Below are 14,543 nucleotides of genomic sequence, written 5' to 3'. Positions count from 1 at the left end.
CCGCTCCCCCAGAATCAAATACGCCGTGCGGCGTAACGCTTGAGCATGCTCGGAACATCGAGAATCAGCGCAATGCGGCCGTCACCGGTGATGGTGGCGCCGGACATGCCCGGGGTTCCCTGGAGCATTTTGCCCAATGGCTTGATGACCACTTCTTCCTGGCCCACCAGTTGATCGACGACGAAGCCGATCCGCTGAGTGCCCACCGAAAGGATCACCACATGGCCTTCGCGCTGCTCTTCATGAGCGGCGGAGCTGACCAGCCAGCGCTTGAGGTAGAACAGCGGCAGCGCCTTGTCCCGCACGATCACCACTTCCTGGCCGTCCACCACGTTGGTGCGCGACAGGTCAAGGTGGAAGATCTCGTTGACGTTCACCAGCGGGAACGCGAACGCTTGGTTGCCGAGCATGACCATCAGCGTCGGCATGATCGCCAGGGTCAACGGGACCTTGATGACGATCTTCGAGCCCTTGCCCTTGGTCGAGTAGATATTGATGGTGCCGTTGAGCTGGGCAATCTTGGTTTTCACCACGTCCATGCCCACGCCACGCCCGGAAACGTCGGAAATCTCGGTCTTGGTCGAGAACCCCGGCGCGAAGATCAGGTTGAAGCAATCGGTTTCGCTGAGACGGTCCGCCGCATCCTTGTCCATCAGGCCTTTCTTCACGGCGATACCGCGCAGAACATCGGCGTCCATGCCTTTGCCATCATCGGAGATGGACAGCAGGATGTGGTCGCCTTCCTGTTCAGCGGACAGAATCACCTTGCCGCTGCGAGGCTTGCCCATCGCTTCGCGCTCAGCCGGCTCTTCAATACCGTGGTCGACCGAGTTGCGCACCAAGTGGACCAGCGGGTCGGCCAGGGCCTCGACGAGGTTCTTGTCGAGGTCGGTTTCTTCGCCGACCAGCTCCAGGTTGATCTCTTTCTTGAGCTGGCGAGCCAGGTCTCGAACCAGACGCGGGAAACGCCCGAAGACTTTCTTGATCGGCTGCATCCGGGTCTTCATGACCGCGGTTTGCAGGTCGGCCGTGACCACGTCAAGGTTCGACACGGCCTTGGACATGGCTTCGTCGCCGCTGTTGAGGCCCAGGCGGACCAGGCGGTTACGCACCAGTACCAGCTCGCCGACCATGTTCATGATCTCGTCGAGACGCGCGGTATCGACCCGCACGGTGGTCTCGGCTTCGCTGGCCGGTTTTTCCGGTGGCGGAGCGGCAGGGGCACGAGCAGGTGCCGGTGCAGCAGCGGCGGCCGGTTTCGGCGCTTCGGCTTTTGGCTCGGGCGCTTTGGCCACAGGTTTCGCAACCGGTGCTGGCGCCTTGGCGACAGGAGCAGAAACCACTGCGCCAGTGCCAACCTCGGTGAACTTGCCTTTGCCATGCAATTCGTCGAGCAGTGATTCGAACTCGTGATCGGAGATCAGATCGTCGCCGGCCGCTTTAGCGGTTGGCGCAGCCGGGGCCGGAGCCGAAGCAATCGCCGACTCCAATGCATCGACCGCAAAGTTGCCTTTGCCGTGCAACTGGTCGAGCAGTGCTTCGAACTCGTCGTCGGTGATGTCGGAGCTGTCGCCTGGCGCTTTCGGGGCCGCCGGTGCGGCGGGCGCCGCGACCACTGCATCGGGGGCGAACTGGCCTTTACCGTGCAATTGATCGAGCAACGACTCGAACTCGGCATCGGTGATTTCGTCGCTGGCCGAGGCATCGCTGGTCGGCACTGGCGCAGCCGCTGGAGCCTCGGCTTGAGCCTTGACGGCATTCAGCGAGTCCAGCAGTTGTTCGAATTCGTTATCCGTGATGTCGCCCGACTCTTCAGCGGCAGGTTCTTCCACCACCTCGGCGACCGGTGCCGACTCATCGGCGGTTTGCGGCTCGGCCAAACGGGCCAACGCTGCAAGCAACTCAGGCGTGGCAGCCGTGATCGGGCTGCGTTCGCGGACTTCGCTGAACATGCCGTTCACCGCGTCCAGTGCCTCGAGAACCACGTCCATCAGTTCCGAGTCGACGCGTCGTTCACCCTTGCGCAGGATGTCGAACACGTTCTCGGCGATGTGACAGCACTCCACCAGCTCGTTGAGCTGGAGGAAGCCGGCGCCCCCTTTTACAGTGTGAAAACCGCGAAAAATTGCATTGAGCAAATCCGCATCATCCGGTCGGCTTTCAAGCTCGACCAGCTGTTCGGACAGTTGCTCTAGAATCTCGCCGGCCTCAACCAGGAAATCCTGAAGGATCTCTTCATCGGCGCCGAAGCTCATTAAGGGGGGTGCTCCTAAAGGTCTAAAAACCTAAAAAACCTAAAATGCTAAAACTCTAGAATGCTAAAACTCTAAAATCCTAGGCTGGATAACAAATCGTCCACATCGTCCTGACCGGACACAACGTCTTCTCTTTTATCGGCATGAATCTGCGGACCTTCACCCTGAGAGAGATGTTTTTGCGGATCTTTTTCAGCCAGCATCGCTTCACGGTCATGTTCGATACCCGCAAAGCGGTCGACCTGACTGGCCATGAGCACGAGCTTGAGCAGGTTGCTTTCAACTTCGGTGACCAACTGGGTCACGCGCTTGATCACCTGACCGGTGAGGTCCTGGTAATCCTGGGCCAGCAGAATGTCGTTGAGGTTGCTCGACACGACGCGGTTGTCTTCACTGCTGCGGGTCAGGAAACCGTCGACCCGCCGGGCCAGTTCACGGAACTCTTCAGCCCCGACTTCGCGACGCATGAACCGTCCCCAATCCGTGCTCAGCGCCTGAGCTTCGTCGCTCAGGCTGTTGATCAGCGGCGTGGCGTTTTCCACCAGGTCCATGGTGCGGTTGGCTGCGGCCTCGGTCAGCTTGACCACATACCCCAGGCGCTCGGTGGCATCCGTGATCTGAGACACTTCCTCGGCTTGCGGCATGTGCGGGTCAATCTGGAAATTGACGATCGCGCTATGCAGCTCGCGGGTGAGCTTGCCCACTTCCTGATACAGGCCGCGGTCACGGGTCTGGTTGAGCTCATGGATCAGTTGCACAGCGTCGCCGAACCTGCCTTTTTCAAGGCTTTCGACCAGTTCGACCGCGTGTTTTTTCAGGGTCGACTCAAAATCGCCCTGTGAAGATTCGTTATGCTCCATAGCTCCCCCGTGACGGACTGGCTTTGCACATCAACCGATGCGTTCGAAGATCTTTTCAATCTTGTCTTTCAACGCTTGAGCCGTGAATGGCTTGACCACATAGCCGTTCACACCCGCCTGAGCGGCTTCGATGATTTGCTCGCGCTTGGCTTCGGCCGTGACCATCAACACCGGCAGGTGTTTGAGTTTTTCATCGGCACGCACGTGGCGCAGCAGATCAATACCGGTCATGCCGGGCATGTTCCAGTCCGTTACCAGAAAGTCGATGCTCCCGCTGTTGAGGACCGGAATCGCGGTAATACCGTCATCCGCCTCGACCGTGTTGGTGAACCCAAGGTCACGCAACAGGTTTTTTATGATCCGCCGCATCGTTGAGAAGTCATCAACGATGAGGATTTTCATATTCTTGTCCAATTCGACCTCCAAGCAGTCTTAAAACGCGCGCAGCACCTGAACGCGCCGTTCAATCAATTCGGCGTAACACTCAACAGTTGCATGGATTACAACGGGCCGTGGCCGATGCAGCAAAATGCCGTACCCACCTCGTTCGCAGTGTCTCCACACTGCCTGTCAGCGCGCTCGCCACTCCCCCAAACGCCCCCGCAAACGGGCCGCGCACTGGCTGTGTAACTGGCTGACCCGCGATTCGCTGACCCCCAGGACCTCACCGATTTCCTTGAGATTCAACTCTTCGTCGTAGTACAGCGCCAACACCAGTCGCTCACGCTCCGGCAAATTGGCAATCGCGTCCGCCAGCGCCGCCTGGAAGCGTTCATCTTCCAGATCGCGCGACGGCTCGAGATGAGCACTGGCGCCATCCTCGTGCAGCCCTTCGTGTTCGCCGTCCTGCAACAGATCGTCGAAACTGAATAACCGGCTACCGAGGGTGTCGTTCAAAATCCCGTAATAATCGTCGAGACTCAATTGGAGTTCGGCCGCAACTTCGTGATCTTTAGCGTCACGGCCGGTTTTAGCTTCAATCGAGCGAATTGCGTCGCTGACCATACGGGTATTGCGGTGAACCGAACGTGGCGCCCAGTCCCCCTTGCGCACTTCATCGAGCATCGCGCCGCGGATTCGAATGCCCGCGTACGTCTCGAAGCTCGCGCCTTTGCTGGCGTCGTATTTGGTTGATACTTCAAGCAGGCCGATCATCCCGGCCTGGATCAGGTCTTCGACCTGGACACTGGCCGGCAGACGCGCCAGCAAGTGGTAGGCAATGCGTTTGACCAGTGGCGCGTAACGCTCGATCAGCTCGTACTGCGCGTCACGTGCCGACTTCTTGTAGAGGTTGTAACCACTGGCTGTCATAGGACGGGTCCTGCGGTCTGTTGCACGAGGCGCTCGACGAAAAACTCCAGGTGCCCACGCGGGTTGGCCGGCAGTGGCCAGGTATCGACCTTCTGCGCAATGGCCTTGAACGCCAGGGCGCACTTGGAACGCGGGAAGGCTTCGTAGACAGCACGCTGCTTCTGCACGGCCTTGCGCACGCTTTCGTCGTAAGGCACGGCACCAACGTATTGTAAGGCGACGTCGAGGAAACGATCCGTGACCTTGGTCAACTTGGCGAACAGATTGCGGCCTTCCTGCGGGCTCTGCGCCATGTTGGCCAGGACGCGGAAGCGGTTCATGCCATAGTCGCGATTCAACAATTTGATCAGCGCGTAGGCGTCGGTAATCGAGGTCGGCTCATCGCACACCACCAGCAGCACTTCCTGGGCAGCACGAACGAAACTGACTACCGAGTCACCAATGCCCGCAGCGGTGTCGATCACCAATACGTCGAGGTTGTCGCCAATGTCGCTGAAGGCCTGGATCAGGCCGGCATGCTGGGCCGGGCTCAAATGAACCATGCTCTGGGTGCCGGACGCCGCCGGGACGATGCGTATGCCGCCGGGTCCTTGCAACAGCACGTCGCGCAGCTCACAGCGGCCTTCGATCACGTCGGCCAGCGTGCGTTTGGGTGTCAGTCCCAGCAGGACGTCGACGTTCGCCAGTCCCAGATCGGCATCCAGCAGCATGACGCGCCGGCCGAGCTCAGCTAGAGCCAGGGACAAGTTCACTGACACGTTAGTCTTCCCGACGCCACCTTTGCCGCCGGTCACCGCGATCACCTGTACGGGATGCATGCTGCCCATGTTATTTCTTTACCTTGTCTTACTTAGACGGAGGCCACATTACTGGCTGCGCGTTCACCAACTGAACAATGCATGGCAGACCATCGATGTAGGTACAAAAACTGTTCATTAGTACCTCAGCCAACCTGCTTGGTCGGGCTGTGGTAAATATCAGCGAACATGTCAGCCATGGCTTCTTCGCTGGGTTCTTCCTGCATTTGCACGCTAACGGCACGGCTGACCAACTGATGACGACGCGGCAGATGCAAATCATCCGGAATCCGCGGGCCATCGGTCAGGTAAGCCACCGGCAGTTCATGACTGATGGCCAGGCTCAACACCTCGCCCAAGCTTGCCGTTTCATCCAGTTTAGTCAGGATGCAGCCGGCAAGGCCGCAACGTTTGTAACTGTGATAAGCGGCGGTTAGAACCTGTTTCTGGCTAGTGGTTGCCAAGACCAGATAATTTTTTGATTTGATGCCCCGTCCGGCCAGGCTTTCGAGCTGCATGCGCAGTGCTGGATCGCTGGCTTGCAGGCCGGCGGTATCGATCAGCACTACGCGTTTGCGCAGCAAAGGCTCCAGCGCCTGCACCAGCGATTGGCCCGGGTCGACGTGGGTGACCGACACGTTGAGGATGCGGCCCAGGGTCTTGAGCTGTTCCTGAGCGCCGATGCGATAGCTGTCCATGCTCACCAGCGCGATGTTTTGCGCGCCGTACTTGAGCACATAACGCGCTGCGAGCTTGGCCAGCGTGGTGGTCTTGCCCATGCCTGCCGGGCCAACCATGGCAATCACACCACCCTCTTCCAATGGCTCGACTTCCGGAGTGGCGATCATCCGCGCCAGGTGCGCGAGCAACATGCGCCAGGCCTGACGGGGTTCATCAATATCGGTAATCAGTGCCAGCAGATCGCGCGACAACGGGCCGGACAGACCGATGCGTTGCAGGCGACGCCAGAGGTTGGCCTGGGCCGGACGGCTGCCTTGCAGCTGATTCCAGGCCAGCGAGCCGAGTTGCACTTCCATCAGTTCACGCAAGCTGTTGAGCTCGAAACGCATCGAATCGAAGGCTCGCGGGTCAACTCCACCGGAGGCTGGCGCGGGGGCTGGTGCAGCACGACGAGGTTCAGCGTAAGTCGGTTCGATCAGCGGCTCGGCGGCGGTCAGCGGCAGGCCGGCGAACAATTGGCGATTGGTGCTGTTGTCGCTCTCGCCATCGCCACGCAGGCTCAATTCGGCCTGGGCGGTCACGATCCGCGACTGGGTCTTGCGCAGCTCGTCCTCGAGCTCCATGTTCGGAACACGCGGGGCCAGCGCCGACAATTTGTAATCCAGGGCAGCCGTCAGCTCGACACCGCCGGCAATCCGGCGATTGCCAATGATGGCGGCATCAGCGCCCAGCTCATCACGAACCAGTTTCATGGCCTGACGCATATCGGCGGCGAAAAAACGCTTAACTTGCATAAACCACTACCTCAGCCGTTGGGCCCTACTGTCGCAACGATGGTCACTTGCTTGTTGTCAGGGATTTCCTGGTAAGCCAACACATGCAAACCCGGGACTGCCAGTCGGCCGAATCGCGAGAGCATCGCGCGAACCGGACCGGCCACCAGCAGAATCACCGGTTGACCTTGCATTTCCTGACGCTGCGCCGCTTCGATCAACGAACGTTGCAGTTTCTCTGCCATGCTTGGCTCCAGCAGAACGCCCTCTTCCGAGCCTTGTCCTGCCTTCTGAAGACTATTGAGCAATATTTGTTCCAACCTTGGCTCCAAGGTGATCACAGGCAGCTCCGACTCAGTGCCTACAATGCTTTGCACGATTGCACGGGATACGCCGACGCGCACCGCGGCCACCAAAGCGGCAGTATCTTGACTCTTGGCGGCGTTGTTCGCGATGGCTTCGGCGATGCTGCGAATGTCCCGTACCGGCACCTGTTCGGCCAGCAATGCTTGCAAGACCTTGAGCAGCTGCGACAGCGAAACCACCCCCGGCACCAACTCCTCAGCCAGTTTCGGTGAGCTCTTGGCCAGCAATTGCATGAGTTGCTGGACTTCTTCGTGGCCGATCAGCTCGCTGGAGTGCTTGTACAAAATCTGGTTCAAGTGGGTTGCCACGACTGTACTGGCATCGACCACGGTGTAGCCGAGGGATTGCGCCTGGGCACGCTGGCTGATTTCGATCCAGACCGCCTCCAGACCAAAAGCCGGATCTTTGGCGGTAATGCCGTTGAGCGTGCCGTAGACCTGCCCCGGGTTGATCGCCAGTTCGCGGTCCGGGTAAATCTCGGCCTCGGCCAGGATCACGCCCATCAGGGTCAGGCGGTAGGCGCTTGGCGCCAGGTCGAGGTTGTCGCGGATGTGTACGGTCGGCATCAGGAAACCCAGGTCCTGGGAGAGCTTTTTACGCACACCCTTGATCCGTGCCAGCAACTGACCACCCTGGTTGCGATCCACCAGCGGGATCAGGCGGTAGCCGACTTCCAGGCCGATCATGTCGATCGGGGTCACGTCATCCCAGCCAAGCTCTTTGGTTTCCTGAGCGCGGGCCGGCGACGGCAACAGTTCCTGCTGACGCTTGACCTCTTGCAGAGCCTGAACCTTGACCGTGTTCTGCTTCTTCCAGAACAGGTACGCGCCGCCGGCTGCCAAGGCTGCCATGCTGAGAAAGGAGAAGTGCGGCATGCCTGGCACCAGGCCCATCACCGCCATCAAGCCAGCGGCCACTGCCAAGGCTTTCGGCGAGGCGAACATCTGACGATTGATCTGCTTGCCCATGTCTTCCGAGCCGGAAGCCCGGGTCACCATGATCGCAGCGGCAGTCGACAACAGCAGTGATGGCAATTGCGCCACCAAACCGTCACCGATGGTCAACAAGGCATACACCCGACCGGCATCGCCAAAGGTCATGCCGTGCTGGAAGATACCGACCGCCATGCCGCCGATCAGGTTGATGAACAGAATCAGCAGGCCGGCGATGGCGTCACCGCGCACGAACTTGCTGGCACCGTCCATGGAACCGTAGAACTCGGCTTCCTGGGCCACTTCCATCCGGCGCAGTTTCGCCTGGTTCTGATCGATCAGGCCGGCGTTCAAGTCGGCATCGATGGCCATCTGTTTGCCGGGCATCGCATCTAGGGTGAAACGCGCGCTCACCTCGGAAATCCGTCCGGCACCCTTGGTCACCACGACGAAGTTGATGATCATCAAAATCGCGAAGACCACGATACCAACCACGTAGTTGCCGCCGATCACCACCTCACCGAAGGCCTGAATCACCTTACCGGCGGCGGCATGGCCATCCTGACCGTGGAGCATTACCACCCGTGTCGAGGCCACGTTCAACGCCAGTCGCAGCAACGTCGCCACCAGCAGAATGGTCGGGAACACCGCAAAATCCAGCGGTCGCAAGGCGTACACGCAGACCAGCAATACGACAATGGACAAGGCAATGTTGAAGGTGAAAAACACGTCCAGCAGGAACGGCGGCACTGGCAACATCATCATGGCCAGCATGACCAGCAGCAACAGCGGCACGCCCAGATTGCCCCGACTGAGGTCGGCAACGTTTGTGCGTGCAGTGCTGATTAACTGAGAGCGATCCACCGGTTTTCCCCGTTCCTTTAAAGCAAATCTTTGACGCCTGAAGCAGGCGCAGGGCGGCTATTGCAAGAAGCCTTCCAACTTTTGCCGGGGTTTGGAATAGAGGTGTTTTCAAGATCGCAGCCTCGTTGCACTCGACAGCTCCTACAGGGCGCAAGCAGGAGCTGCGTAGGAGCTGTCGAGTGCAACGAGGCTGCGATCTTTCCGCGTTTAAGAATCCCGCCGCAAATCCGGTGGAATCGGCAAATCATCCTGGAGCGGATCCGGACGCTTGCCCTTGCCGGCGCGGTACTGGCGAATCTGGTAGACGTAGGCCAGTACCTGGGCGACCGCCAGATACAGCCCACCGGGAATTTCCTGCTCCAGCTCGGTGGAGTAGTAGATCGAACGCGCCAGCGCCGGCGATTCGAGCAGCAGCACATTGTTGGCCACGGCGATTTCGCGGATTTTCAAGGCAAGGAAATCGCTACCCTTGGCCAACAGCACCGGCGCATTGCCTTTGTCCGGGTCGTACTTGAGCGCCACGGCATAGTGAGTCGGGTTGGTGATGACCACATCAGCCTCGGGAATGGCCGCCATCATCCGCCGTTGCGACATCTCGCGCTGCAACTGGCGAATGCGCTGCTTGACCTCCGGTTTACCTTCCTGATCCTTGTGCTCGTCGCGCACTTCCTGCTTGGTCATCAGCAGCTTCTTGTGGCTTTCCCAGAGCTGCACCGGCACGTCGACCGCAGCGATGATGATCAGCCCGCAAGCCATCCACAAGGTGCTCCAGCCGACCAATTGCAGGCTGTGAATGATTGCCATGTCCAATGGCTCGTGGGCGATGCGCAACAGATCATCGATGTCCGACGACAGGACCGCCAACGCCACGAACAAGACGATGAAAAACTTCGCCAGAGCCTTGAGCAGCTCAACCAAAGCCTTGGCCGAGAACATCCGTTTCAGGCCCGCGCCGGGGTTCATGCGACTGAACTTGGGCGCCATGGAGCCGGCCGCGAACAGCCAGCCACCGAGAGAGATCGGGCCGATCAACGCAGCCAACAGCAAAGTGATCATCACCGGCTGAATCGCCAACAGGGCAATCTGTCCCGAGCGCAGCAAGAAGGTACCCATGTTGCGCTGATCCAGAATCACTTCCCGCGACAGCGTGAAGTTCATCCGCATCAGCTCCATCATGTCCTGCGCCAATGCACCACCGAAAATCAGCAGCGCACCGGCGCCGGCGAGCATGACCGCCAAGGTATTGAGCTCCTTGGAGCGCGCAATTTCGCCCTTCTCACGGGAGTCCTTTTTACGTTTCTCCGTGGGGTCTTCTGTTTTGTCCTGACCGCTTTCGCTCTCAGCCATGACTCAGCGCGCCCGTGCCAGTTCGCGTAACAACTGCAAAGCCTCGGCGGCCAGCGGTTGATACTGATTGAGAATGTCCGCCAGGCCGACCCAGACAATGAACAGCCCGAGCACCAGCGTCAGCGGGAAGCCGATCGAGAAGATATTCAGCTGCGGCGCCGCACGGGTCATCACGCCAAACGCAATGTTGACCACCAGCAACGCCGTGATCGCAGGCAACACCAGTAACAGCGCCGCACCGAGCACCCAGCCGAGTTTGCCGGCCAATTCCCAGAAATGATGGACCATCAAGCCGCCGCCGACCGGCAGCGTGGTGAAGCTTTCGGTGAGCACTTCGAATACCACCAGATGGCCGTTCATTGACAGGAACAGCAGGGTCACCAGCATGGTGAAAAACTGCCCGATCACCGCCACCGACACACCGTTCGTAGGGTCGACCATCGAGGCGAAGCCCATGCCCATCTGGATCGCGACAATTTGCCCGGCAACCACGAAAGCCTGGAAGAACAGTTGCAAGGAGAATCCCAGTACCGCACCAATGATGATCTGCTCGGCAATCAACAGCAGCGCGCTCAGATCGAGAGCATTGACCGGCGGCATCGGCGGCAGGCCGGGCGCGATCACCAAGGTGATCGCCAGGGCGAAATACAGGCGCACGCGAATGGGCACCAGCGTCGTGCCGAAAATCGGCATGACCATCAGCAGCGAACCGATGCGAAACAACGGCAACATGAACGTTGCCACCCAGGTGCTGATCTGGGTATCGGTCAACTGCAGCAGCGACATGGTTTAGCCGATGACCTGAGGAATACTGCCGTACAGCTGCAGGATGTATTCCATGAAAGTCTGCACCAGCCACGGACCGGCAACGATCAGCGTCACCAGCATCACCAGCAGGCGCGGCAGGAAGCTCAGGGTCTGTTCGTTGATCTGGGTGGCGGCCTGGAACATCGCCACCAACAAACCCACCAGCAAGCTGGGAATCACCAGCACGGCGACCATCATGGTGGTCAGCCACAGCGCTTCACGAAAGATGTCTACGGCCACTTCCGGCGTCATGGTGAAACGCCGCCAAAGCTGCTGGCCAAGGTACCGATGATCAACGCCCAGCCATCCACCAGCACAAACAACATGATTTTGAACGGCAGGGAAATGATCAGTGGCGAGAGCATCATCATACCCATCGCCATCAACACGCTAGCCACTACAAGATCGATGATCAGGAACGGGATGAAGATCATGAAGCCGATCTGGAACGCGGTTTTCAGCTCAGAGGTCACGAACGCCGGCACCAGAATCGTCAGTGGCGCCTGATCAGGCGAAGCAATGTCAGTGCGCTTGGACAAGCGCATGAACAGTTCCAGATCGCTGCTGCGAGTCTGGGCCAGCATGAAGTCCTTGATCGGCACCTGGGCCTTGGTCACGGCATCCTGAGCGGTGAGTTTCTCCGCCAGATACGGCTGCAAGGCATCCTGATTCACCCGATCGAACACCGGCGCCATGATGAACATGGTGAGGAACAACGCCATGCCGGTGAGGATCTGGTTCGACGGTGTCTGCTGCAAGCCCAGGGCCTGCCGCAGGATCGAGAACACGATGATGATCCGGGTGAAACTGGTCATCAGCATGACGAACGCCGGGATGAAGCTCAGCGCAGTCATGATCAGCAGAATTTGCAGGCTGACCGAGTATTCCTGAGCGCCTTCGGCGTTAGTGCCCAAGGTGATTGCCGGGATCGACAACGGATCGGCGGCGAACGCCAGCGGCGCGGCCAGCATCAGGGCCAGCGTCAAGACGATGCGTAACGCACCCATTACTTCTTATCCTTCTGATCCTTGCCGAGCATTTTCAGCAGATGCTGGGCAAATTCCGGCGTGGCTTTCTCGGCATTGTCCGACACTTGCACCGGCTCCTTGAGCACGTGCAATGCGGTGATGTTGCCGGGACTCAGACCGAGCAGAATCTGTTCGTTGCCGACCTGCACCAGCATCAAACGGTCACGGGGACCCAGCGCGCGCGAACCGATCAGCTCGATCACCTGCCCCTTGCCGGCCGGCCCGGCCTGCTGGACCCGGCGCAGCAGCCAGGCGAGGAAGAAGATCAACCCCAGCACCAGCACCAAGCCGAATACCAATTGCGTCAATTGCCCCGCCACACCGCTGCTGACGGCCGGCGTGGCAACCGCTGTCGCAGCTGTCGTTACAGGCTCGGCCGCCAACGCGCTGAACGGCAAGGCCAGCGCTAACCCCAGCACAAAACCCAGAACCTTTTTCACTCAGCGCAGCTTCTTGATGCGTTCGCTTGGGCTGATCACGTCGGTCAGGCGGATGCCGAACTTTTCGTTGACCACCACCACTTCACCGTGGGCGATGAGCGTGCCGTTGACCAGCACGTCCAGCGGCTCGCCGGCCAGACGGTCAAGCTCGATCACCGAACCCTGGTTGAGTTGCAGCAAGTTGCGGATGTTGATATCGGTGCTGCCGACTTCCATGGAAATCGACACCGGAATATCGAGGATCACGTCCAGGTTCGGACCGTCCAGCGTCACCGGATCGTTGTTCCTCGGCACGCTGCCAAACTCTTCCATCGGCAGACGGTTGGACGGCGAACCGGCGGCGTCGGTGGCCAGCAAGGCATCGATATCGTCCTGCCCGGCGTCACCGGTTTCTTCCAGGGCCGCAGCCCACTCATCAGCCAGTGCCTGGTCGTCCTGGGCGTTCATATCGTCGTTCATCATTTGTCCTCGGCGGGCACCTGCTCAATCAAGAGCAGTCAATTAAAGGGGGGGTGGAGCGCCGGTCAGCGGCGCTCGATCGGCTCGATCACTTGCAACGCGAGGTTGCCCTTGTGCGAGCCCATCTTGACCTTGAAGGCCGGTACGCCGTTGGCGCGCATGATCATTTCTTCCGGCATCTCGACCGGAATAATGTCCCCGGGCTGCATGTGCAGGATGTCGCGAAGGCGCAGCTGACGGCGGGCCACGGTGGCACCGATCGGTACATCGACGTCCAGCACGTCCTGGCGCAAGGCATTGATCCAGCGTTCGTCCTGATCGTCGAGGTCCGACTGGAAGCCGGCGTCGAGCATTTCGCGCACCGGCTCGATCATCGAGTACGGCATGGTCACGTGCAGGTCGCCGCCACCACCATCGAGTTCGATGTGGAACGTCGACACCACGACCGCTTCGCTCGGGCCGACGATGTTGGCCATGGCCGGGTTCACTTCCGAGTTGATGTACTCGAAGTTCACTTCCATGATCGCCTGCCAGGCTTCCTTCAAATCGACGAAGGCCTGTTCCAGCACCATGCGCACCACACGCAGTTCAGTAGGGGTGAATTCACGCCCTTCGATCTTCGCGTGACGGCCATCGCCGCCGAAGAAGTTGTCCACCAGCTTGAACACCAGTTTGGCGTCGAGGATGAACAATGCGGTGCCGCGCAGCGGTTTGATCTTGACCAGATTGAGGCTGGTCGGCACGTACAGCGAGTGCACGTATTCGCCGAACTTCATCACCTGCACGCCACCGACGGCAACGTCCGCCGAGCGGCGCAGCATGTTGAACATGCTGATGCGGGTGTAGCGGGCGAAACGCTCGTTGATCATTTCCAGGGTCGGCATGCGTCCACGGACGATGCGATCCTGGCTGGTCAGGTCGTAGCTTTTGACACTGCCGGGTTCGGCAGCGTTATCGGTCTGTACCAGACCATCGTCGACGCCATGCAACAGCGCATCGATCTCATCCTGGGACAGCAGGTCCTGCACGGCCATGTCGTGTTCCTACTGCAGTACGAAATTAGTGAAAAGCAACTGTTCGATCACCACTTTGCCAAGCTCTTTCTGCGCCACTTCCTGGACGCTGGCCGTGGCCTTCTGACGCAAGATTTCCTGGCCGACCGGGGTCGCCAGCGCGGCGAAATCCTGACCGGAAAACAGCATGACCAGGTTATTGCGAATCACCGGCATGTGGACTTTGAGCGCTTCCAGATCGGCCTGATTGCGGCCCTGCAGGGTGATGCTCACCTGCATGTAGCGTTGGCGGCCGTTCTGGTTGTAGTTGGCCACGAACGCCGGCGCCATGGGCTCGAAGATCGCTGGCTGCTTGCCGATCACCGCCGTTTCAGCCGCGGGGGCAGGCTTTGTCTGGGCGCTGTGCATGAAGAACCAGGTCGCCCCCACGGACAAGCCGATCGCCAGCAACAGGGCCACGACGATCACAATGATCAGCTTGATTTTGCCTTTGGTTGCGGGGTCTTTCACGGGTGCTGCGTCGCTCTTAGCCATGCCAATAATCCGTCACTATTCGGGTTTTCACAGTCGCACGGCAAGGCAAGAGCAAGTGTTATGCCAGAAGTGTCGG

The 14,543-nt window shown here is 59.5% G+C and carries 15 protein-coding genes; all 15 read right to left on the bottom strand.

Features of this window, described 5'->3' with window-relative positions:
- Positions 1 to 14: 14 nt before the first annotated feature.
- The 15 genes from ACZ89R_RS26495 to fliL all read right to left on the bottom strand — a co-directional run bounded on the left by ACZ89R_RS26495 (position 15) and on the right by fliL (position 14,467).
- A complete protein-coding gene (locus ACZ89R_RS26495; RefSeq protein ID WP_218394192.1) occupies positions 15 to 2,255 on the bottom strand; it encodes a chemotaxis protein CheA in 2,241 nt (746 codons plus the stop codon).
- 71 nt (positions 2,256 to 2,326) lie between these two features.
- On the bottom strand, positions 2,327 to 3,115 hold the full coding sequence (locus ACZ89R_RS26490) for a protein phosphatase CheZ (RefSeq protein WP_008072644.1): 789 nt from the start codon (positions 3,113 to 3,115) through the stop codon (positions 2,327 to 2,329).
- Between the two features lie 30 nt (positions 3,116 to 3,145).
- On the bottom strand, positions 3,146 to 3,517 hold the full coding sequence (locus ACZ89R_RS26485; RefSeq protein ID WP_008072643.1) for a chemotaxis response regulator CheY: 372 nt from the start codon (positions 3,515 to 3,517) through the stop codon (positions 3,146 to 3,148).
- Positions 3,518 to 3,685: 168 nt separating this feature from the next.
- On the bottom strand, positions 3,686 to 4,426 hold the full coding sequence (fliA, locus tag ACZ89R_RS26480; protein ID WP_007894214.1) for an RNA polymerase sigma factor FliA: 741 nt from the start codon (positions 4,424 to 4,426) through the stop codon (positions 3,686 to 3,688).
- Positions 4,423 to 5,253 (bottom strand): flagellar synthesis regulator FleN, encoded by an 831-nt coding sequence (gene fleN, locus ACZ89R_RS26475; RefSeq protein ID WP_003222917.1) that lies wholly within the window; start codon positions 5,251 to 5,253, stop codon positions 4,423 to 4,425. The genes fliA and fleN overlap by 4 nt, the downstream gene beginning before the upstream one ends.
- Positions 5,254 to 5,369: 116 nt before the next feature.
- The gene (gene flhF, locus ACZ89R_RS26470) at positions 5,370 to 6,698 is read right to left on the bottom strand and encodes a flagellar biosynthesis protein FlhF (protein WP_429547607.1); all 1,329 of its coding nucleotides are present in this window, start codon (positions 6,696 to 6,698) and stop codon (positions 5,370 to 5,372) included.
- An 11-nt stretch (positions 6,699 to 6,709) separates the two neighbouring features.
- Positions 6,710 to 8,839 carry a flagellar biosynthesis protein FlhA gene (gene flhA / locus ACZ89R_RS26465; RefSeq protein WP_429547608.1) on the bottom strand — a complete coding sequence of 710 codons (2,130 nt, stop codon included), beginning with the start codon at positions 8,837 to 8,839 and terminating at the stop codon, positions 6,710 to 6,712.
- Positions 8,840 to 9,046: 207 nt separating this feature from the next.
- Positions 9,047 to 10,186, bottom strand: coding sequence for a flagellar biosynthesis protein FlhB (gene flhB, locus ACZ89R_RS26460; RefSeq protein WP_429547609.1), 1,140 nt, complete (start codon positions 10,184 to 10,186; stop codon positions 9,047 to 9,049).
- Positions 10,187 to 10,189: 3 nt separating this feature from the next.
- Entirely contained in the window at positions 10,190 to 10,972 is a 783-nt protein-coding gene (gene fliR, locus ACZ89R_RS26455) for a flagellar biosynthetic protein FliR (RefSeq protein ID WP_429437838.1), read from the bottom strand.
- 3 nt (positions 10,973 to 10,975) lie between these two features.
- Positions 10,976 to 11,245, bottom strand: coding sequence for a flagellar biosynthesis protein FliQ (gene fliQ / locus ACZ89R_RS26450; protein WP_007948918.1), 270 nt, complete (start codon positions 11,243 to 11,245; stop codon positions 10,976 to 10,978).
- Positions 11,242 to 12,000 carry a flagellar type III secretion system pore protein FliP gene (gene fliP, locus ACZ89R_RS26445; RefSeq protein WP_030130550.1) on the bottom strand — a complete coding sequence of 253 codons (759 nt, stop codon included), beginning with the start codon at positions 11,998 to 12,000 and terminating at the stop codon, positions 11,242 to 11,244. Before fliP ends, fliQ begins: the two co-directional genes overlap by 4 nt.
- The gene (gene fliO, locus ACZ89R_RS26440) at positions 12,000 to 12,461 is read right to left on the bottom strand and encodes a flagellar biosynthetic protein FliO (RefSeq protein WP_429547610.1); all 462 of its coding nucleotides are present in this window, start codon (positions 12,459 to 12,461) and stop codon (positions 12,000 to 12,002) included. Before fliO ends, fliP begins: the two co-directional genes overlap by 1 nt.
- Entirely contained in the window at positions 12,462 to 12,920 is a 459-nt protein-coding gene (gene fliN, locus ACZ89R_RS26435) for a flagellar motor switch protein FliN (RefSeq protein WP_429547611.1), read from the bottom strand. It lies immediately after the preceding gene.
- Positions 12,921 to 12,985: 65 nt separating this feature from the next.
- Entirely contained in the window at positions 12,986 to 13,954 is a 969-nt protein-coding gene (gene fliM / locus ACZ89R_RS26430; RefSeq protein ID WP_008072629.1) for a flagellar motor switch protein FliM, read from the bottom strand.
- A gap of 9 nt (positions 13,955 to 13,963) precedes the next feature.
- Positions 13,964 to 14,467, bottom strand: a complete 504-nt coding sequence (gene fliL / locus ACZ89R_RS26425) for a flagellar basal body-associated protein FliL (protein WP_429547612.1) — start codon at positions 14,465 to 14,467, stop codon at positions 13,964 to 13,966.
- Positions 14,468 to 14,543 lie beyond the last annotated feature (76 nt).

The sequence above is a fragment of the Pseudomonas sp. TE3728 genome, assembly GCF_056279145.1.
This window is presented reverse-complemented; position numbering and strand designations above follow the sequence as displayed.